The organism is Carnobacterium mobile DSM 4848, assembly GCF_000744825.1.
GTDB classification, from domain to species: Bacteria; Bacillota; Bacilli; order Lactobacillales; family Carnobacteriaceae; genus Carnobacterium_A; species Carnobacterium_A mobile.
In genome coordinates, this window is the sequence record NZ_JQMR01000001.1 from 141,515 (window position 1) to 158,760 (window position 17,246).

At 36.1% G+C, this 17,246-nt stretch carries 13 protein-coding genes; all 13 read left to right on the forward strand.

Annotated elements, in window-relative coordinates; all coding sequences use genetic code 11:
- Window positions 1-507 precede the first annotated feature (507 nt).
- The 13 genes from BR87_RS00610 to BR87_RS00670 all read left to right on the forward strand — a co-directional run bounded on the left by BR87_RS00610 (window position 508) and on the right by BR87_RS00670 (window position 16,875).
- The gene (locus tag BR87_RS00610) at window positions 508-1,332 is read left to right on the forward strand and encodes a Cof-type HAD-IIB family hydrolase (protein WP_035027457.1); all 825 of its coding nucleotides are present in this window, start codon (window positions 508-510) and stop codon (window positions 1,330-1,332) included.
- Window positions 1,333-1,419: 87 nt separating this feature from the next.
- Window positions 1,420-2,538, forward strand: a complete 1,119-nt coding sequence (locus tag BR87_RS00615) for an FtsW/RodA/SpoVE family cell cycle protein (RefSeq protein ID WP_035027460.1) — start codon at window positions 1,420-1,422, stop codon at window positions 2,536-2,538.
- A gap of 580 nt (window positions 2,539-3,118) precedes the next feature.
- Window positions 3,119-4,180 (forward strand): PTS sugar transporter subunit IIC, encoded by a 1,062-nt coding sequence (locus BR87_RS00620; protein WP_035027463.1) that lies wholly within the window; start codon window positions 3,119-3,121, stop codon window positions 4,178-4,180.
- Between the two features lie 38 nt (window positions 4,181-4,218).
- Window positions 4,219-5,211 (forward strand): D-2-hydroxyacid dehydrogenase, encoded by a 993-nt coding sequence (locus BR87_RS00625; RefSeq protein WP_035027468.1) that lies wholly within the window; start codon window positions 4,219-4,221, stop codon window positions 5,209-5,211.
- 312 nt (window positions 5,212-5,523) lie between these two features.
- A complete protein-coding gene (locus BR87_RS00630) occupies window positions 5,524-6,663 on the forward strand; it encodes an efflux RND transporter periplasmic adaptor subunit (RefSeq protein WP_035027470.1) in 1,140 nt (379 codons plus the stop codon).
- Between the two features lie 10 nt (window positions 6,664-6,673).
- Entirely contained in the window at window positions 6,674-7,381 is a 708-nt protein-coding gene (locus BR87_RS00635) for an ABC transporter ATP-binding protein (protein WP_035027473.1), read from the forward strand.
- A complete protein-coding gene (locus BR87_RS00640; protein ID WP_035027476.1) occupies window positions 7,378-8,613 on the forward strand; it encodes an ABC transporter permease in 1,236 nt (411 codons plus the stop codon). Before BR87_RS00635 ends, BR87_RS00640 begins: the two co-directional genes overlap by 4 nt.
- A gap of 502 nt (window positions 8,614-9,115) precedes the next feature.
- Window positions 9,116-10,378 (forward strand): PTS sugar transporter subunit IIC, encoded by a 1,263-nt coding sequence (locus BR87_RS00645; RefSeq protein WP_035027479.1) that lies wholly within the window; start codon window positions 9,116-9,118, stop codon window positions 10,376-10,378.
- Window positions 10,379-10,680: 302 nt separating this feature from the next.
- Window positions 10,681-11,655, forward strand: coding sequence for a LacI family DNA-binding transcriptional regulator (locus BR87_RS00650; RefSeq protein WP_035027481.1), 975 nt, complete (start codon window positions 10,681-10,683; stop codon window positions 11,653-11,655).
- A 234-nt stretch (window positions 11,656-11,889) separates the two neighbouring features.
- A complete protein-coding gene (locus BR87_RS00655; RefSeq protein ID WP_425304602.1) occupies window positions 11,890-12,807 on the forward strand; it encodes an ABC transporter permease in 918 nt (305 codons plus the stop codon).
- Window positions 12,808-12,819: 12 nt separating this feature from the next.
- Complete coding sequence (locus BR87_RS00660; RefSeq protein ID WP_156959059.1) at window positions 12,820-13,701, forward strand: carbohydrate ABC transporter permease; 882 nt, start codon at window positions 12,820-12,822, stop codon at window positions 13,699-13,701.
- A 28-nt stretch (window positions 13,702-13,729) separates the two neighbouring features.
- Entirely contained in the window at window positions 13,730-15,349 is a 1,620-nt protein-coding gene (locus BR87_RS00665; RefSeq protein ID WP_035027484.1) for an ABC transporter substrate-binding protein, read from the forward strand.
- Window positions 15,350-15,375: 26 nt separating this feature from the next.
- Window positions 15,376-16,875: a glycoside hydrolase family 32 protein gene (locus BR87_RS00670; RefSeq protein ID WP_035027487.1), complete on the forward strand. Its 1,500-nt coding sequence runs from the start codon at window positions 15,376-15,378 to the stop codon at window positions 16,873-16,875.
- Window positions 16,876-17,246: the final 371 nt, after the last annotated feature.

Here is a 17,246-nt window from a genome sequence, read left to right on the forward strand (position 1 = left end):
GGATTGAGTTTCGAAAAAAATAAATTAAAAGAGAAGCAGTTGAGTAGGATGAAATTCATTTGTGCTGCATTAAAACAGCTCAATCATTTTTTTATAAATAAATTGGTCCAATTTTCTTTAACCGTTCCGATTAGACCTTTTCGGTGGATACCGAAAAACACATTATTTTAAAAGATCTCTCAATAATTGGTTTATCGTGACTTAAAGATAAAGAATTCCAATCGTTAGGGCACGCAAAAAGGGTTATCGTGACTTAAAGGCAAGTATTTCTAATCGTTAGGTCACGCAAAGACATTTATCGTGACTTAAAACCGCTACTGTATCTTTATTAAGGCACGCAACAAGTTTGAGTTGATCAATTCTAATTTAATTTAAGGACAAAGAGCAGTTGAACCCATCTAAGTTTTTTTATCAATGATTAAAGAAGGGAATTTTGCTCTCTTTTAATTTAGTATTTGTATGGTACATTAAGTAGTGACTAGAATGAAATTAAAGGGGAAGATAAGAATGATTAAATTGATTGCGATTGATATGGATGGAACATTGTTAAATGAATCTCATCTTATAACTGAAAAAGTGAAAACGGCTTTACAAGAAGCGATTGAAGCTGGTATAAAAATTGTTTTATGTACTGGAAGACCGTTGAAAGCTATCTATCCTTACCTAGAAGAATTGGAATTGTCTCAAGAAGAAGATTATGTTATTTCATTAAATGGAACGCTGGTTCAAAAAACCAACACTCAAGAAATTGTCTATAGCCATACTTTATCTCATGAAGATGTAGCAAATTTAGAAGGATTAAGACGAAAGGATTTGGAAATAAGTTTTTCATACTTCAACGAGAAAGATTACTACTATACAGGAAAGCAAACTGAAATTTTACAATATGATGCAGATTTATTAGGAATGGAATTGAATTACTTGCCGGCAAAAGACATTCCAGATGACATGACGATTTATAAAGCAGTGTTTGTAGCAGATTCAGAAGTTTTAGATGAATTTGTTCCACAAGTTACTGAATTTATTTATCAGGACTATTATCCAATCAGAAGTTTGTCGTATGTATTTGAAGTATTGCCTAAACAAGCCAATAAAGGAGCTGCGTTGCTTGGCTTAGCTAAAAAACTCGGCTTTGCAAAAGAAGAGATCATGGCAATTGGTGATGGTGCCAACGATATCGATATGATTGAAGCAGCCGGTGAAAGTGTCGCAATGGGGAATGCGACTGAAGAAATTAAAAAAGCTGCCAAATATGAGACCAAAACAAATGAAGAAGATGGAGTAGCACACGCTATTTACCGGTGGGCTCTTGGTTCTGATACAAAAGAGTAAACAATTAGTGTGATTCATTCCAAAATATATTCTTTGCTTAAAAAGTCTAAAAACTAAAACAGAAAGAAGGAAGTTGAACCAGCAAAAATGAAGAAACTAGATTATTATATTATCGTTCCGTACATTACCCTGTTGTTTTTAGGTGTATTAATGGTTTACAGTTCCAGTAGTTTTGTCGCACTGACCAATACACAAAATAGCGCTACTTATTTTAGAAACCAGTTGATTTATATAACAATGGGGTTAGCAGGATTACTCTTTTTTTATTTTTTAAAAACATGGCTGTTAAAAAATAAAAAAATTTTAGCTTATGCTTTAGGCGTGATGTTTTTTTTACTAGTTGTTGTGCTGTTTGCTAAAAAAGTCAATGGTGCTAGTCGTTGGATTTCATTAGGTGTTTTTAACATCCAGCCGGTAGAAGTGACGAAATTTATTTTATTATGGTATACAGCCTATATTCTCTCCAGAAAACAATATGCGATTGAGAAAAACTGGACTCAAGCCGTGTGGCCGCCTTTTGCAGTCTTATTTTTAGTTGCTGTACTGGTTTTACTGCAGCCAGATGCAGGCAGTTTGGTTATCATTGGAGTGGTTATGACGATCCAAGTTTTTTCAAGTGGTATGCCGTTTAGAGTAGGCTTCGCTAGTACCGCAGCTTTCTCGGGGCTCTTAGGAATATACATCAGGGCGATTTACTTGTTTAGAGACAAGATGCCGGGCATATCAGAGTATCGGTTAGAACGATTCGAAGCTTTTTGGTCGCCATTCACTTTAGCTGAAGGAGCAGGGATGCAGCTAGTCAACTCTTATTATGCGTTAAGCAGAGGGGGCGTTTTAGGTGTTGGTTTAGGCCGAAGTGTACAAAAAACCGGTTATTTGCCTGAACCGCATACAGACTTTATCCTAGCCATTATTGGTGAGGAACTGGGATTGGCTGGTGTCTTTTTCCTATTAAGTTTATTATTTTTTTTAATTATCCGTATTTTATACGTCGGCATCAAAAGCAAAGACACCTTTAGTTCATTGATCTGTATCGGTGTTGGGACGTTGCTGCTGATTCAAAGTGTCATCAATATTGGCGGTGTAGTAGGCTGGTTGCCGATTAGCGGAGTAACCTTACCTTTTATCAGTTACGGCGGTTCAAGTATGATTGTTTTATCTTGTTGTATTGGATTAGTTTTAAATGTTCAAAAAAACAGCCGATAAAGATACCGGTTGTGTCCTACAGGATTATGATGTTGAAAAATAACAGAGAAGTAAAGCAGCCTGCTGATAGAAAAGCAGGCTGCTTTATTATTGTGTTGGGTTAATAAGTTTTTTCTACAGTGAATGACTAGCAGACAAAAGAAGTAGAAAACAAATAAGAAGTATTAGGTAGAAGGGGGCTATCAAACAAAAGAATAGGAAAATCACGAAAAAGATTTTCTTAAAGGCATAAAGAACATTTCTGATTAAAAAAATACCATATAAAACTATTCACAAGAATGAAAAAATGAAATTAATAAAAAAATATATCAGGATAAATCTTATTAAATAGCGTTTTTAATCGTTTTCATAAAATATTCAATGTAAAAAGTTAGAAAATTGTGCTTGACTTTTAATTGAAAATCATAGATACTATAGATGTAATGGTGAATAACTTCACAAAACAAAAAAGATTAAGAAAGGAGCCGTTCACTAATTAAAAGTTAACAATTGTTTAATTGTTAATCTAGCTCAATGCTATTATTATCATGCATTATATTTTTATCTCATTTTGTGAAATATATATCAAGGAGGAAACATCATGTCAGAAAAAGAAACGAAATTAACAGGTAAAGTATTTTTAAATCGGGTTTTAGCAGGGACCGCAACCGGGATTGTGGTTGGGTTGATTCCGAATGCTATTTTAGGAGAATTATTTAAATATTTAGGCACAAAAATGGACATCTTTATTTCCTTATTGCAAGTCGTTCAAGGGTTTCAGTATTCCGTTCCCATTATTGTAGGTGTGCTGATCGCTATGCAATTCAAGTTAAATCCAATGCAAACGATCATTGTCGGAGCTGCAGCATTTGTTGGATCAGGAGCATACGTGATCACTGACGGAGCTTTCATGCTGGTCGGTATCGGTGACTTGATCAATACTATGATCACAGCATCCATTGCGGTTCTGCTAGTTATGGCACTTGGAAACAAACTTGGTTCGATGACCATTTTGCTGCTACCAATCATTGCAGGCGCCGGTGCGGGTGCAGTTGGTTCGTTCACACTCCCTTATGTGAAATTAATCACTTCTAGTATTGGAACATTGATCAACAGCTTTACTGAATTACAACCTGTCTTAATGAGTGTTTTGATTGCTGTTTCATTCTCTATTCTTATTATCTCTCCAATCTCAACTGTGGCAATTGCTACTGCAATCGGTTTGTCAGGACTGGCTTCGGGAGCAGCAAACATTGGGATTTGTGCAGCAGCTGCAAGCTTGGTTATCGGATCAATGAAAGTGAACAGTATCGGAGTAACTTCTTCAGTTGGTCTAGGAGCAATGAAAATGATGATGCCCAACTTGATCAAATATCCAGTTATCGGTATCCCGCTTGCAGTCAATGCAGCAATCAGCGGAATTTTTGCAGCACTGTTTAATATTCAAGGCACACCTTTTTCAGCAGGATTTGGCTTCTCAGGATTGGTCGGACCCATCAATGCAATGAAGTTTATGGAAGGTAACGCTGTTGGTAATATGGGAATTGCTCTATTAGCCTTCTTTATTATTCCATTTGTTGGTGCTTTTGTAGTAGACTTTGTATGTACGAAATTGATTAAATTATATGAAAACGAAGCGTTCAAATTTGTTGCAGCTAAATAAAAAAATAATCAGTAGATAAAATTTAGGAGGAATTATAAATGAACTTAATTATGTTTGGAACTCGTGAAGATGAAAAAGACGCAGCAATGGTCTGGAGCAAAAAATCTGGTGTGAATGTTGAAACCACAACTGATATTTTAACAATGGATACACTGGAAAAAGTACGAGGCAATGACGGCGTTTTGATCCAACAAACAGGAAAATTAGATGAAGAATTGTATCCTGCTTTAGCTGAGATGGGTATCAAACAATTGGCTACTCGTTCTGCCGGTTACGATATGTTTGATTTAAAAGCAGCACAAGAAAATGGATTGACGATTACAAATGTTCCAGCCTATTCACCTAATGCTATTGCCGAATTTGCAGTAACAGCTTCATTAAATATGATTCGCCATCTAGATTTGATTAAAAAAAATGTAGAAAACCACAACTTCAGCTGGAATAAAGCCATTTTAAGCAGAGAAGTTCGGTCAATGAAAATCGGGATCGTTGGAACTGGCCGGATTGGACGTATTACCGGTGAATTATTTGCCGGATTCGGTGCAGAAATTATAGGATTTGATTTGTATCAAAATGATGAAGCACGTAAATTTTTAACCTATAAAGATACGCTTGAAGAGTTAGTACAAGAAGCCGATTTGATTTCTATCCATATGCCGGCAACAGAAGACAACTACCATTTATTCAATAAAGAATTGTTTGCACAAATGAAAGACGGCGCTTATTTGATCAATACAGCAAGAGGAACGATCGTGGATACAGAAGATTTACTTGAAGCTTTGGAAAACGGAAAATTAGCTGGAGCAGTTTTAGATACTTATGAATACGAGCATCCATTTGTTAACAAAGACTTAAAAGGTGCTGAAATCGATGATGACATTTTCAATGCATTGATGGCCAGAGATGATATTTTCTATACTCCGCATATTGCATTCTATACAGAAACGGCTGTTGAGAATTTAGTAGAAGGTTCATTAAATGCAACGTATGATATCGTGACAACAGGAAAAAGTGATTTCCAAGTACAGTAAACACAAAATTTTTTAAAACTGTTATTCTAAAAAATGAGCAAATAGCCTTCTTATTAGTCAGGTTATTTGCTCAATTTTTTTGCTTAATAATAGTTATTAATTTTTAAAAATAAGCTTGGAAAAACGATACCAAATAAGGTATGATGCAATCAGGAGATTTTGCAAAACGTTTGTTTTTTGTGAAGGATTTATGTGTGAGTAAAGTAAAGAAACGATTTGTAAAAAAGATAAAAATATAGAGAAAGGCCCTCTAAAAATAAAACTGAAAGCAACTAAGCAAGTATAAAAATAAAACAAGCAAGGAGTAGACAAATGAAAAAGAAACTATGGATTGGTTTGGGTGTTTTATTAGTAGTAGTCATTGGCGGAGTCGCTGCCAAGTCGTTATTTTTTTCAAATGAAGAAGTGACAGAGGAAGCAGCAGATCCTTATGGAATCGACTATTTTGTTGTACCGGGAATGGATCAAGTCTTTGTTAATGGAACGGTGAAACCGGAGCAATCACAGGAATTTCGTAAAGAAGAATCTCTTGGTACGATGGGAGACTTGCAAGTCGAGAATGGTGAAACCGTTGAGAAAGGAACCCTTTTATATACTTATGAAAATACAGAAGTTTCCGCTCAGCTGAATGATTTTAAAAATCAAGCAGCCAGAATGGAGACACAGCGCTCGAATGCCGTTTATAAACGTGACTTAGCCATTCAAAATTGGCAGAAACTGCCAGAAGAAGAACGTACTCAAACATTGGAAGAATTAAAAATAGATATGAGTACAGCTGATTTGGATGCAGAAGTCACGGAATTATATAATAATATTGAGTCGCTAAAAGAACAGCGCTTCAAGGATATCGTTGCGCCATTTAGCGGAAAAGTATACATACCGGAAGTTAAAGATGCGGAATCGCCTATTTTAAAATTAATCTCAGATAGTTTTTATGTAGCAGGAACCGTTAATGAAAAAGATGTCGGGAAATTAGCAGCCAAGCAAACGGCAGATATCAAAGTCATTTCCAATAACCATACCGTGACGGGTAAAGTTAATTTTATTGATTTGAATCCAGCAGAAGCTGGAGATGGTATGGAAAACTATGGCGGTCAAGAATCAATGATGTCAAGCTATCCAGTAAAACTGTCATTGGATACATTAGAAGGCATTCGAAACGGCTACCACGTTCAAGCAATCATAAACATTGGTGAAGCGACTGTTAATATTCCAACGATAGCGATTCATCAAGAAGACGACCAATCATATGTTTTGGTCAATGATTTTGGAACAGTGGTTAGACGTGTGATTCAATTAGGGGAAGAAGAAGGCGAAAATACAGTTGTTACAAGTGGTTTGGAAGCTGAAGACCAAATCATTGTTTCGTCTCAAGTTGAAATTGAAGAAGGTCAATTGTTATCTGAATCGCTGGAACAAGAAGCGATGGATTCAATCACTATAGAAGAGTAGGGGTGAAAAAATGAAATCAGCACAAGCACCTCAACCCTTGATTGTTTTAAAGGAAATCAATAAGTCCTTTAAACAAGGAAAACAAGAATCACATATCCTAAAAGGCTTGGATTTGACAATTAATGAAGGCGATTTTGTCATGATCATGGGGAAATCCGGCAGCGGAAAAACAACATTGATGAATATCATTGGTTTCTTAGATCGAATCAGTACGGGAACTTATTTATTCCGAGGAGAAGATGTCTCGTTATTGAACGAAAACCAAAAATCAGAGTACCGCAATGCATTTTTTGGCTTTGTTTTCCAGCAATTCTTTTTGATCGATTCCTTAAATGTGCAACAAAATGTTGAATTGCCGATGGTATATAAAGGGATGAACAATTCAAAAGAAAAAAAAGAAAAAGCCCAACATTTTCTGGATCTAGTCGGGATTGGAGACAAACTGAAAATGAAAACCTCTGAACTGTCAGGTGGTCAACAACAGCGTGTCGCGATTGCACGTGCATTGATCAATGATCCGCTATTGATTATGGCTGATGAACCAACGGGTGCGTTGGATAGTGAAACCGGGAAAACCATTATGGAAACATTGAAAAAATTGAATCAAGAAGGCAAAACCATTGTGATGGTCACTCATGATGAAGATATGACCGCTTATGCTACACGTGTTATTCGAATGAAAGATGGAGCTTTTGAAGAAGAGGTGACAACAGTATGATCCGCAATATTTTGATTAGTACATTTTTGAGTTTGAAAGCTCATAAGTTCCGTGTCTTTTTAACGATGTTGGGCATTATTATTGGGATAGCTTCAGTGGTAACCATTGCTGCTTTAGGCGAAGGAATCCGACAACAAACAGTAGAGTTAGCCGATTCCACTAATGCGAATGTCATCCAAATCAATTACACCATGCCGATGACAGACGAAACAGCTATTTATGAAGATTCAAGTTTTGTATTTTCACGAGTCGATATGAAGCGAATTCAAAAAATAGCAGGAGTCGCTTCTGTTTTACCTGATTATGGAGAAGGATTGGGAATGGGCGGTAGCACAGAAGAAATGATCAGTGCAGAATTTGAATATTTTGGGCAGCAATCTTCTCTTCAGTTGACGCCTTACAGCCAAGACCAAACGCTTTTATACGGACGCAATGTTACAACGGCAGACGCTAATCAGAACGTCATTGTTTTATCGCATGAGGTCTTTGACTATGGCATGATGATAGACGATCCGGAAGAGATGATTGGTCAAGCTATTTCAATTAACGGCTATATGTACCAAGTGATTGGGATCAAACAACCGTATGATTATGAGAGCATTTCATTAGGCGGCGATGATTATATGACAGCGATGACTTCCGATGTACCAAGAGCCTCTTATAATGAGCTGACCAAATTCAAACCGATTAATGCATTAAAAATTAAAATGGAGACTACGGCTGATCGGTACGCTGTTACTGAAGCAGTCATTCAATCATTAACTGAAAGTTATCCTGATGAAGAAGGGATTTTTGAAGAAGACCGTTCAAATGAAGAAATGCAGCAAGAGATGGAAAGTTACATGTCTGGAATTGTGAGCTTTTTAATGGCTATCACGGCTATTTCTCTGCTAGTTGGCGGGATCGGTGTGATGAACATCATGTATGTATCCGTTACTGAACGTAAGAGAGAAATCGGGATCCGACGTGCAATTGGAGCTAAGCCGCGGAATATTCTGTTCCAATTTATTCTAGAAGCAGCTTTTATTACGTTTATTGGGGGGATATTAGGATTGGTATCGGGTTATGGAATTGCTGTGTTGATCGGTAATTTTATGGAACTGAAACCTGTTTTGACGATGCAGACGATTTTGTTATCTACTTCTGTTTCTGTTTTGACTGGATTGTTTTTCGGCATTATGCCGGCTATCAATGCAGCTAAAATGGACCCCATCAAAGCCATTTATCGATAAAATAAGAATGGCAAGACTCTTGCTGCAGGCAGACAGAACCGTAAAACAAATACAACAAAGAGAATCAAGCAAAACGGCTAATGACTGTTTTTGTTTGGTTCTCTCATTTTAATCGGTTCTTTATCGAATTGTGTTGGTCATGCTTAATAATGAAATTTCCTCCGGAATTTACGCGTCTGCTTGCAAGAGCCATGGGAACGACTGGAGCCTTACATGTCTCCAGCCTTTCAAGCCTTGCCATGGCTGTTGCTGCTTCAGCAGTTTTACAGACATGATACACTTGGGCGCATGCCCACAGTGCTTCGTTTTTAAGAATCCTTTACATGGCTGCAAGGAGCCGCTATTCCTCCGAAAATTTCAAGTTGTGGAATAGACTCATTCTTCTTACCAACACTAAAAATAATAGAACCTTTTAATCGCAAGACAAATCGTTTTCCAATAGTGAGTTCTGTAAGGTAAACTGAAGCTATATGTAACTATAAGAGGATGAGGAGGAAATGACATGCTGACAGGATTAGAGAAACATGTACTGCCATTTTTTTTGAAAGTTGGAGAAAACAAAATTTTAGTAGCTATTCGGAACGGTTTAACATTGACGATTCCTTTTACGATCGTGGGCAGTTTTTTTCTGATTATCGGCAACTTGCCGATCAAAGCTTGGACAGATTTTATTGCTCCGATTGCCGGAAAATTAAATGCTCCAGTTGCCATTACATTTGGCTTGTTGGGATTGATTTCTGCTATTGGAATTGGCTATAATATGGCGCTGGAATTCGGTGTTGATCCGATATCGAATACGATCATTACCACTATTGCTTTTTTACTGGCGACGCTGACCGATGACTTTGCGATCAATACAGCATTACTCGATGCTACAGGAATGTTTACAGCCATTATAGTCGCTATTTTTACCACATTTATTTATAGGTTCTTTACAGTTAAAAACATCACGATTAAAATGCCGTCAGGAGTTCCGCCGTCTGTTGCCCGTTCTTTTGCTAGTCTGCTGCCGGCAGGGGCAGTGATCGTATTTGTCTGGATTTTTCACGTTTTATTAGGAATTCATTTAAACGAAATTCTGCAGTTGGTATTTCAACCGCTCGTCTTTGGTTTAAGTACGTTGCCAGGCTTGATGGTCTATACTTTACTAGCCTGTTTTTTATGGAGTTGCGGTATCCATGGACCAAATGTTTTAGCGGGTATTGCTACACCGATTTTTTTAAGTTATTTAGCTGCAAATACAGCTGCCTTTCAAAATGGCCAGCCCATTCCCTATGAAGTAGCGGATGGTTTTTGGATATTGTTTATGAGTATTGGCGGATCTGGCGGCACAATGGGTTTAGTGCTGGCTATGTTGCGTTCAAAAAGTAAAATGTACAAATCGCTTGGAAAAATGTCTTTTCCCTCAGCCATTTTTTGCATCAATGAACCGGTTATTTTTGGTTTTCCCATTGTAATGAATCCGATTATGATGATCCCTTTTATTGCTACTCCTATGATTTTAGGAGCTAGTAGTTACCTATTAATGAAAGCCGGTATCATTGGAAAAATTGTTTTTCTTGTTCCATGGACGATTCCGCCTGTTATCGGGCCTTACTTAGCGACGAATGGCAATATACCCGCTGCTATTTGGTCTGTTTTCACGATTCTTATTTCTTATCTGATTTATCTGCCGTTTTTCAAAATAGTTGAAAAAAGACAATTGCTGATCGAAGCAAGAGAAAATGACAAACAAGCTGATACGGCTTTGTATACAGAATCTTAAAAAGCACACAAGCCAGTCTGAAACATAAAAGAGCAGGTGGTTATTTAATTGAGTAGGGTATTATAAGTTTTTCTGCATTCAATGTCTAGCGTTCAAGCCCTGACCTCTCGTAAAAAAGATGACTACTTCCCACTGCGCAGTATGCTCATTCAGGGTCGTACTCCCTATTTTTACAGAGGTCAAGGCGGGCTTGTTCGCTTTTCTTGTTTGTTTTAATCAACATATTTTTTTGAAAGAGATTGTATTTAGCAGAAAGAGATTGTAGTATAGAGAAAAGATGCAAAAAGAAAAGAGGTGGAAAAATGTCAACGCCAACAATGAAAGATGTTGCTGCTTTAGCAAAAGTTGGAGTGGGAACAGTTTCAAGAGTTGTTAATAATAAAGGTGCTGTGAAAGAAAGCACACGAAGAAAAGTAGAAAATGCGATTAAAGAATTAAATTACCAGCCAAATGAATATGCACGCGGCTTAAAAACGAATCAGACCAATACAGTTGCTTTAATTTTACCTACTATTTGGCATCCGTTTTTTTCTGAATTTGCTTATTATGTAGAAGCAGAATTGGAAAATCGGGGTTATAAGTTGTTGCTTTGTAATTCAGAAGATAATTATGAAAAAGAATTAGAATATATCCAAATGGTGCAGCAAAATAAAGTGGATGGCATTATTGGAATAACATATAGTGATCTAGACAAATATGTTTCAGCTAATCTTCCGTTTGTTAGCATTGATCGCCATTTTACAGAGGATGTCGTTTACGTAACAGCTGATAACGAAGCAGCAGGACGTCTTGCTGTAGAAAATTTAATTGAAAAAGGCTGTACTACGCTTGCTTATATAGGTGGTTTTTCTAAAATACCGAATGAAACTCGAAACAGACAGAAATATTTTTCAAAAGAAGCGGATAAACGCAACGTTAAGAATTACAGTTTAGAAATGCCAGAACCCGTTCATGCATTAAAAAAAGAAGTGATGGCTTTTATTAGAGAACACCCAGCAATTGATGGCATTTTTACGATTAACGATTTTATGGCTTTAGATGTCATTGACATTTTAGCTGAAATGGGAAAAAAAGTTCCAGAAGATATTCAAGTTATTGGATGTGATGGCATAAAATTAGGAATGCATCGGCCTTTAATCGTTTCTACTATTCAACAACCAGTTGAAGAAATGGCTATCTGTTCCGTACAATCTTTAATGAAGATTATTAAGCAAGAACCGGTTGAATCACGTATTGTTTTACCAGTAAAATACATTGATGGAAAAACTACAAAATAATTATTGACAGAAAACGCTTACTGTGTTAATTTTAAATCAATAAAAGTTTAGAAAAACTATTTTTTTAAAAAGGATTGGAAACGTTTCAAAAAATAAATGCAGTTTCTGCTTTTATTTTTTACTACCTATTTGAAACGTTTCCAATTATTAATAAAAGATTTTTGGAAACGTTTCTAAAATAAATAAGGAGGGGTTTACTTGGAGGAAACAATTGCAAAAACGGCTGCAATAAAAATAGAAAGGAAAAAGAAGAAAAGCAAATGGAGTTATATCAAAAAGAATAAGAGTTTATACATCTTATTGATTCCAGGATTAGTTTTGACATTGGTATTTAAGTATTTTCCGATGTATGGGACATTATTAGCCTTTAAAGATTACAATCCAATGAAGGGAATTATGGGCAGTGCTTGGGTAGGAATGAGCCACTTTGAAAGTTTTATCCATTCGCCAAATTTTAGTGTTTTATTGTGGAATACAGTAAAGCTAAGTGCATATGGATTAATATTAGGATTTTTACCGCCTATTATCTTAGCTTTAGCTTTAAACCAATTAATGAATAAGAAAATGAAGAAAAGAATCCAATTGATTTTATACGCACCAAATTTTATTTCTGGTGTAGTGATTGTTGGGATGATCTTTATTTTTCTATCTGCCAGCGGACCAATTAACCAAATTATCGGTAGTTTAACTGGTAAGAGCTTCATGTTTATGAGCAATCCAGATTACTTCAGAAGCATTTATATTCTTTCTGGAATTTGGCAAGGGATGGGATGGTCATCCATTTTATATACAGCTACTTTAGCTAATGTAAGTCCAGATTTAATTGATGCAGCTACTATTGATGGAGCGAATATTTTCCAAAAAATTAAGAATATTGATTTGCCGGCTTTGAAACCTGTTATGGTAATCACTTTTATTCTAGCAGCTGGAAATATTATGAACGTGGGTTACGAAAAAGCGTTTTTAATGCAGACCTCAATGAATTTGCCGGCTTCAGAAATTATTTCTACTTATGTCTATAAAGTCGGGCTGCAATCAGGTGATTATGCCTATTCTACAGCAGTAGGGCTCTTTAACTCAGTGATCAATATTATTTTACTTTTTGCAGTAAACAATATCGTTAAACACATTAACGATGGGAATGGTTTATAGGAGGTAAACGAAATGATGAATTTTACTAGTTTTGACAAAAGAATGTTAGTCATTAACCGAATAATCATCGCCTTTCTGGTGTTGATTACTGTAGTTCCTTTAGGATATGTTTTGATCGCTTCTTTTATGGATCCCGCTGTATTGCTGGCAAAAGGAATTAGTTTTAATCCAAAAGATTGGACATTGACAGGTTATCAAAAAGTATTTCAAGATGATTCCATTATTCGAGGTTTTATCAATTCTTTATTTTATTCATTTGCATTCAGTGTAATTACTGTTTTTATTACCATGATTACTGCCTACCCCTTAGCAAAAAAAGATTTAGTTGGGAAAGGGCCTATTATGACATTTTTCTTAGTCACAATGTTTTTTGGCGGAGGGTTAGTTCCTACGTATTTGCTGATCAAAAATTTAAATATGTTAAATACGGTTTGGGCCATTATCATACCGGGTGCAGTAAATGTCTGGAATATTATTCTCGCTCGAACCTATTATCAGGGATTACCGGATGAATTAACTGAAGCAGCCATTATCGATGGAGCTAATGATATTCAAATACTATTTAAAATTATGATGCCATTAGCGAAGCCCATTATGTTTGTACTGTTTCTATATGCTTTTGTAGGGCAGTGGAATTCTTACTTTGAAGCTATGATTTATATTAAAGACCCTAAATTAGAACCACTCCAACTCGCTTTGCGTAAGATATTGATTCAAAATCAACCTTCGCAAGATATGGTGGGTTCACAAACAGAAATGGCTGAATTGAAACGAATCGCAGAGTTGATCAAATATGCCACTATTGTGATTTCTAGTCTCCCGTTGTTAGTGATGTATCCATTCTTCCAAAAATATTTTGATAAAGGAATCTTAGTGGGTTCAGTGAAAGGATAAAAAAATAAAGAGTAGGAGAGAAAACAAAATGACAATAAGAAAAATGATAGGGACTATTTTAATTTCTAGTACGGCTTTATTAACTTTAACAGCTTGTGGAAACGGCAGCGGAAAAGCGGCAACAAAAGATTTAGGATTAGAAAATATTGAGTTTCCTTTGAAAGAGGAAGCAAGCTTAAAATTCATGACACAAAGTTCGCCAATTTCGCCCCAAGATCCAAATGAAAAGCTGATTTTCAAACGACTGGAAAAAGATACAGGTGTGCATATTGACTGGACGAATTACCAAGCAGATTTTGGAGAAAAACGCAATTTAGATATTTCAAGTGGAGATTTACCAGATGCTATTTTTAATGCTGCAGCTGGAGATTACGATTTATTAAGTTGGGCAAAAAATGACATTATTGTTCCTGTAGATGAACTGGTTGATCAATATATGCCAAACTTAAAAAAAATCTATGAAGAGCATCCTGAATACAAAGAGTTGTCTACCGCTCCTGATGGGAAAATGTATTCTTTTCCTTGGATTGAAGAATTAGGTGCAGGGAAAGAATCGATTCATACGGTGAGCGATATGGCGTGGATCAACGTGGAGTGGTTAGATAATTTAGATTTAGAAATGCCGGAAACAACAAATGAATTAATGGAAGTGTTGGAAGCTTTCAAAACACAAGATCCTAATGGGAACGGAAAAGATGATGAAATTCCGCTTTCTTTTATTAATGGAGCAGGAAATGAAGATATGAAACTGTTGTTTGGAGCTTTTGGTATCGGTGATAATGATGATCGTTTAGTTGTTGACAATGATGGGAAGCTAGATTTTACTGCCGATAATCCAGAGTACAAAGAAGCTGTAACATACTTTAACGAAATGCAAACGAAGGGATTAATTGATAAAGAAGCTTTTGAACAAGACTGGAATACATTCTTGGCTAAAGGAAAAGACGAACGCTATGGCGTGTATTTTTCTTGGGATAAAGGCAACATCACTGGCATGAATGATAAATACGATGTTTTACCTGTTTTAGCTGGACCAACAGGCGAAAAACATGTTGCCAGAACAAATGGTATGGGCTTTAGCCGGGATCGGTTTGTTATTACTAGTGCTAATGAGAACTTAGAATTAACAGCTAAATGGGTCGATAAAATGTATGAACCGCTTCAATCTGTCCAAAACAACTGGGGAACGTATGGAGATGAAGAGCAGCAAAATATTTTTGAATTTGATAAAGAAAACAAAATGTTAAAACATTTGCCATTAGAGGGAACCGCTCCTGGCGAACTGCGTCAAAAAACTGAAGCTGCAGGTCCGTTAGCTGTTTTAGATGAATACTACGGCACTGTAACCACAATGCCGGAAGATGCTAAATGGCGTTTAGATTTAATGAAAGAAACTTATTTACCGTATGTTAACAATGACAATATCTTCCCGCGTGTTTTCTTATCACAAGAAGATACTGACCGAATCAGTAAAATTGATGCCGATATGCAAGATTACATTTACCGCAAACGGGCAGAATGGATTACGAACGGTAAAATAGATGACGATTGGGATGACTATTTAGCGGAATTAGAACGTATGGGCTTAACGGAATGGTTAGACATTAAACAAAAAGGATATGACGAGTTTACTAAAAAACAATCATAATATGGATGAATAAGGAGATTTACTCAATGAAAACTGCCAATTACACTTTAGAAAATGCAAATGAATTTATAAGACAAAAAGAAAAAGATGTTATCACGACATATAGTCCTGGTTATCATTTAACAGCGCCTGTAGGCTGGATCAATGATCCAAATGGATTTGTTTATTATGAAGGAGAATACCACTTATTTTATCAATATTATCCTTATAAAACCGTTTGGGGACCTATGCACTGGGGACATGCGAAGAGTAAAGATTTGGTTACATGGGAAAATCTGCCAGTAGCATTGTCGCCAGACCAGTACTATGATGAAGGTGGATGTTTTTCGGGGAGTGCTATCGAAAAAGACGGCAAATTATATTTGATGTACACTGGACACTTGCCACAATCAGACGAAGAACAATCTCGTCAAATTCAATGTATGGCTGTTTCAGAAGATGGTATCCATTTTGAAAAAATCAATCAAAATCCTGTATTGGATGAAAAGGATTTGCCGGATAACGCGCGTGTTCAAGATTTTAGAGATCCAAAAGTTTTTGAACGCAATGGCGTTTACTATAGTATCATCGCTTCGCAAACGAAAGAACTCACTGGACAAATTTTATTGTATCAGTCAACAGATTTAATTGAGTGGGAATTTAAATCTATTTTACTAGAAGGTACAAAAGATCAAGGTATTATGTGGGAATGTCCTGATCTATTTGAATTAGATGGAAAAGATGTATTGATCACTTCGCCGATTCAAATTCCTAAATCAGGCAATGAATTTCACAACGTTAGTTCATGTGTTGCATTTATTGGTAAAGTTGATTGGGAAAAAGGAACATTTGAAGTTGAATCTATGGAAGAAATCGATCATGGACTGGATTTTTATGCTCCACAAACAACTATAGATGAACAAGGAAGACGAGTTATGGTAGCTTGGATGCAAATGTGGGGACGAAATATGCCAACACATACTGAAAACCATGGCTGGGTTGGAGCGATGACTTTGCCGCGCGAATTACGCATTAAAGATGGCAAATTGATCCAGCTGCCTATTTCTGAGATCGCTAATTATTATCAGAAGAGTGCTGAAATCAAAGAAGTTGTCTTAGTAGATGAAACAAAAGAATTTGAAGGAGTGGCAGGTAAAGTTGGTGTACTTGAACTAATTGTGGACCTTAAAGAAGCCACTCGTTTTAGAATCGAATTGCGTGCAAGTGCAACAGAACGGACCTTGCTAACTTATCACACAGAAACGAATGAACTGGAATTCGATCGTTTCCAAAGTGGCATTCCTATTTCCGGTGAAGAAGCGGAACCTTTAAACAAACGGAAAGTTTTGTGTTCATTAGATGAAGGCAAATTAAAATTGAAGATCCTTTTAGATAACAGTTCTATTGAAACCTTTGTCAATGACGGAAAAGAAACAATCACATCAACCATTTACCCATTATCGGATGAATCTGAAAAAATTTATCTGGAAGCAACAGGAAAAGTCAGAATTGATTCTTTAGACATGTATGATATTGATATGCTTTAGAGAAGTAGAGCAAGCAAGAAGTAATAGGATTTTATCAACATAAGTGAGACTGATAAATCAATGGCTAATGGAAATAGAAACAAATAAGAGACGCAACTCGTCGATTATTTGTTTCTATTTTTTATGTTTTATGGAAGGATGAAATGTGAAAAAGAGATTACTTCAGTTTATTAACAATTTATTAAACAGGAGAGTATTACCGAAATAAAAGTAATCAGAATTGAGACTATTCTTCAATTAATAAGTAAAGAGTATATTTTTTAACCTTCTACACTAATGTGAAAACGATGGCAACAGAATGTTGTTTTTGAAAGAAAGAAACAGTCTTAATGTAAACTTAGGGTTTCTTTAGTATAATTAGAAATACAATA

Excerpts from the sequence above, each read along its gene's own strand:
- BR87_RS00650 (WP_035027481.1), top strand. The coding sequence starts at position 10,681 with ATGTCAACGCCAACAATGAAAGATGTTGCTGCTTTAGCAAAAGTTGGA.
- BR87_RS00665 (WP_035027484.1), top strand. The coding sequence starts at position 13,730 with ATGACAATAAGAAAAATGATAGGGACTATTTTAATTTCTAGTACGGCT.
- BR87_RS00670 (WP_035027487.1), top strand. The coding sequence starts at position 15,376 with ATGAAAACTGCCAATTACACTTTAGAAAATGCAAATGAATTTATAAGA.
- BR87_RS00645 (WP_035027479.1), top strand. The coding sequence starts at position 9,116 with ATGCTGACAGGATTAGAGAAACATGTACTGCCATTTTTTTTGAAAGTT.
- BR87_RS00625 (WP_035027468.1), top strand. The coding sequence starts at position 4,219 with ATGAACTTAATTATGTTTGGAACTCGTGAAGATGAAAAAGACGCAGCA.
- BR87_RS00615 (WP_035027460.1), top strand. The coding sequence starts at position 1,420 with ATGAAGAAACTAGATTATTATATTATCGTTCCGTACATTACCCTGTTG.
- BR87_RS00635 (WP_035027473.1), top strand. The coding sequence starts at position 6,674 with ATGAAATCAGCACAAGCACCTCAACCCTTGATTGTTTTAAAGGAAATC.
- BR87_RS00660 (WP_156959059.1), top strand. The coding sequence starts at position 12,820 with ATGATGAATTTTACTAGTTTTGACAAAAGAATGTTAGTCATTAACCGA.
- BR87_RS00610 (WP_035027457.1), top strand. The coding sequence starts at position 508 with ATGATTAAATTGATTGCGATTGATATGGATGGAACATTGTTAAATGAA.
- BR87_RS00630 (WP_035027470.1), top strand. The coding sequence starts at position 5,524 with ATGAAAAAGAAACTATGGATTGGTTTGGGTGTTTTATTAGTAGTAGTC.
- BR87_RS00620 (WP_035027463.1), top strand. The coding sequence starts at position 3,119 with ATGTCAGAAAAAGAAACGAAATTAACAGGTAAAGTATTTTTAAATCGG.
- BR87_RS00640 (WP_035027476.1), top strand. The coding sequence starts at position 7,378 with ATGATCCGCAATATTTTGATTAGTACATTTTTGAGTTTGAAAGCTCAT.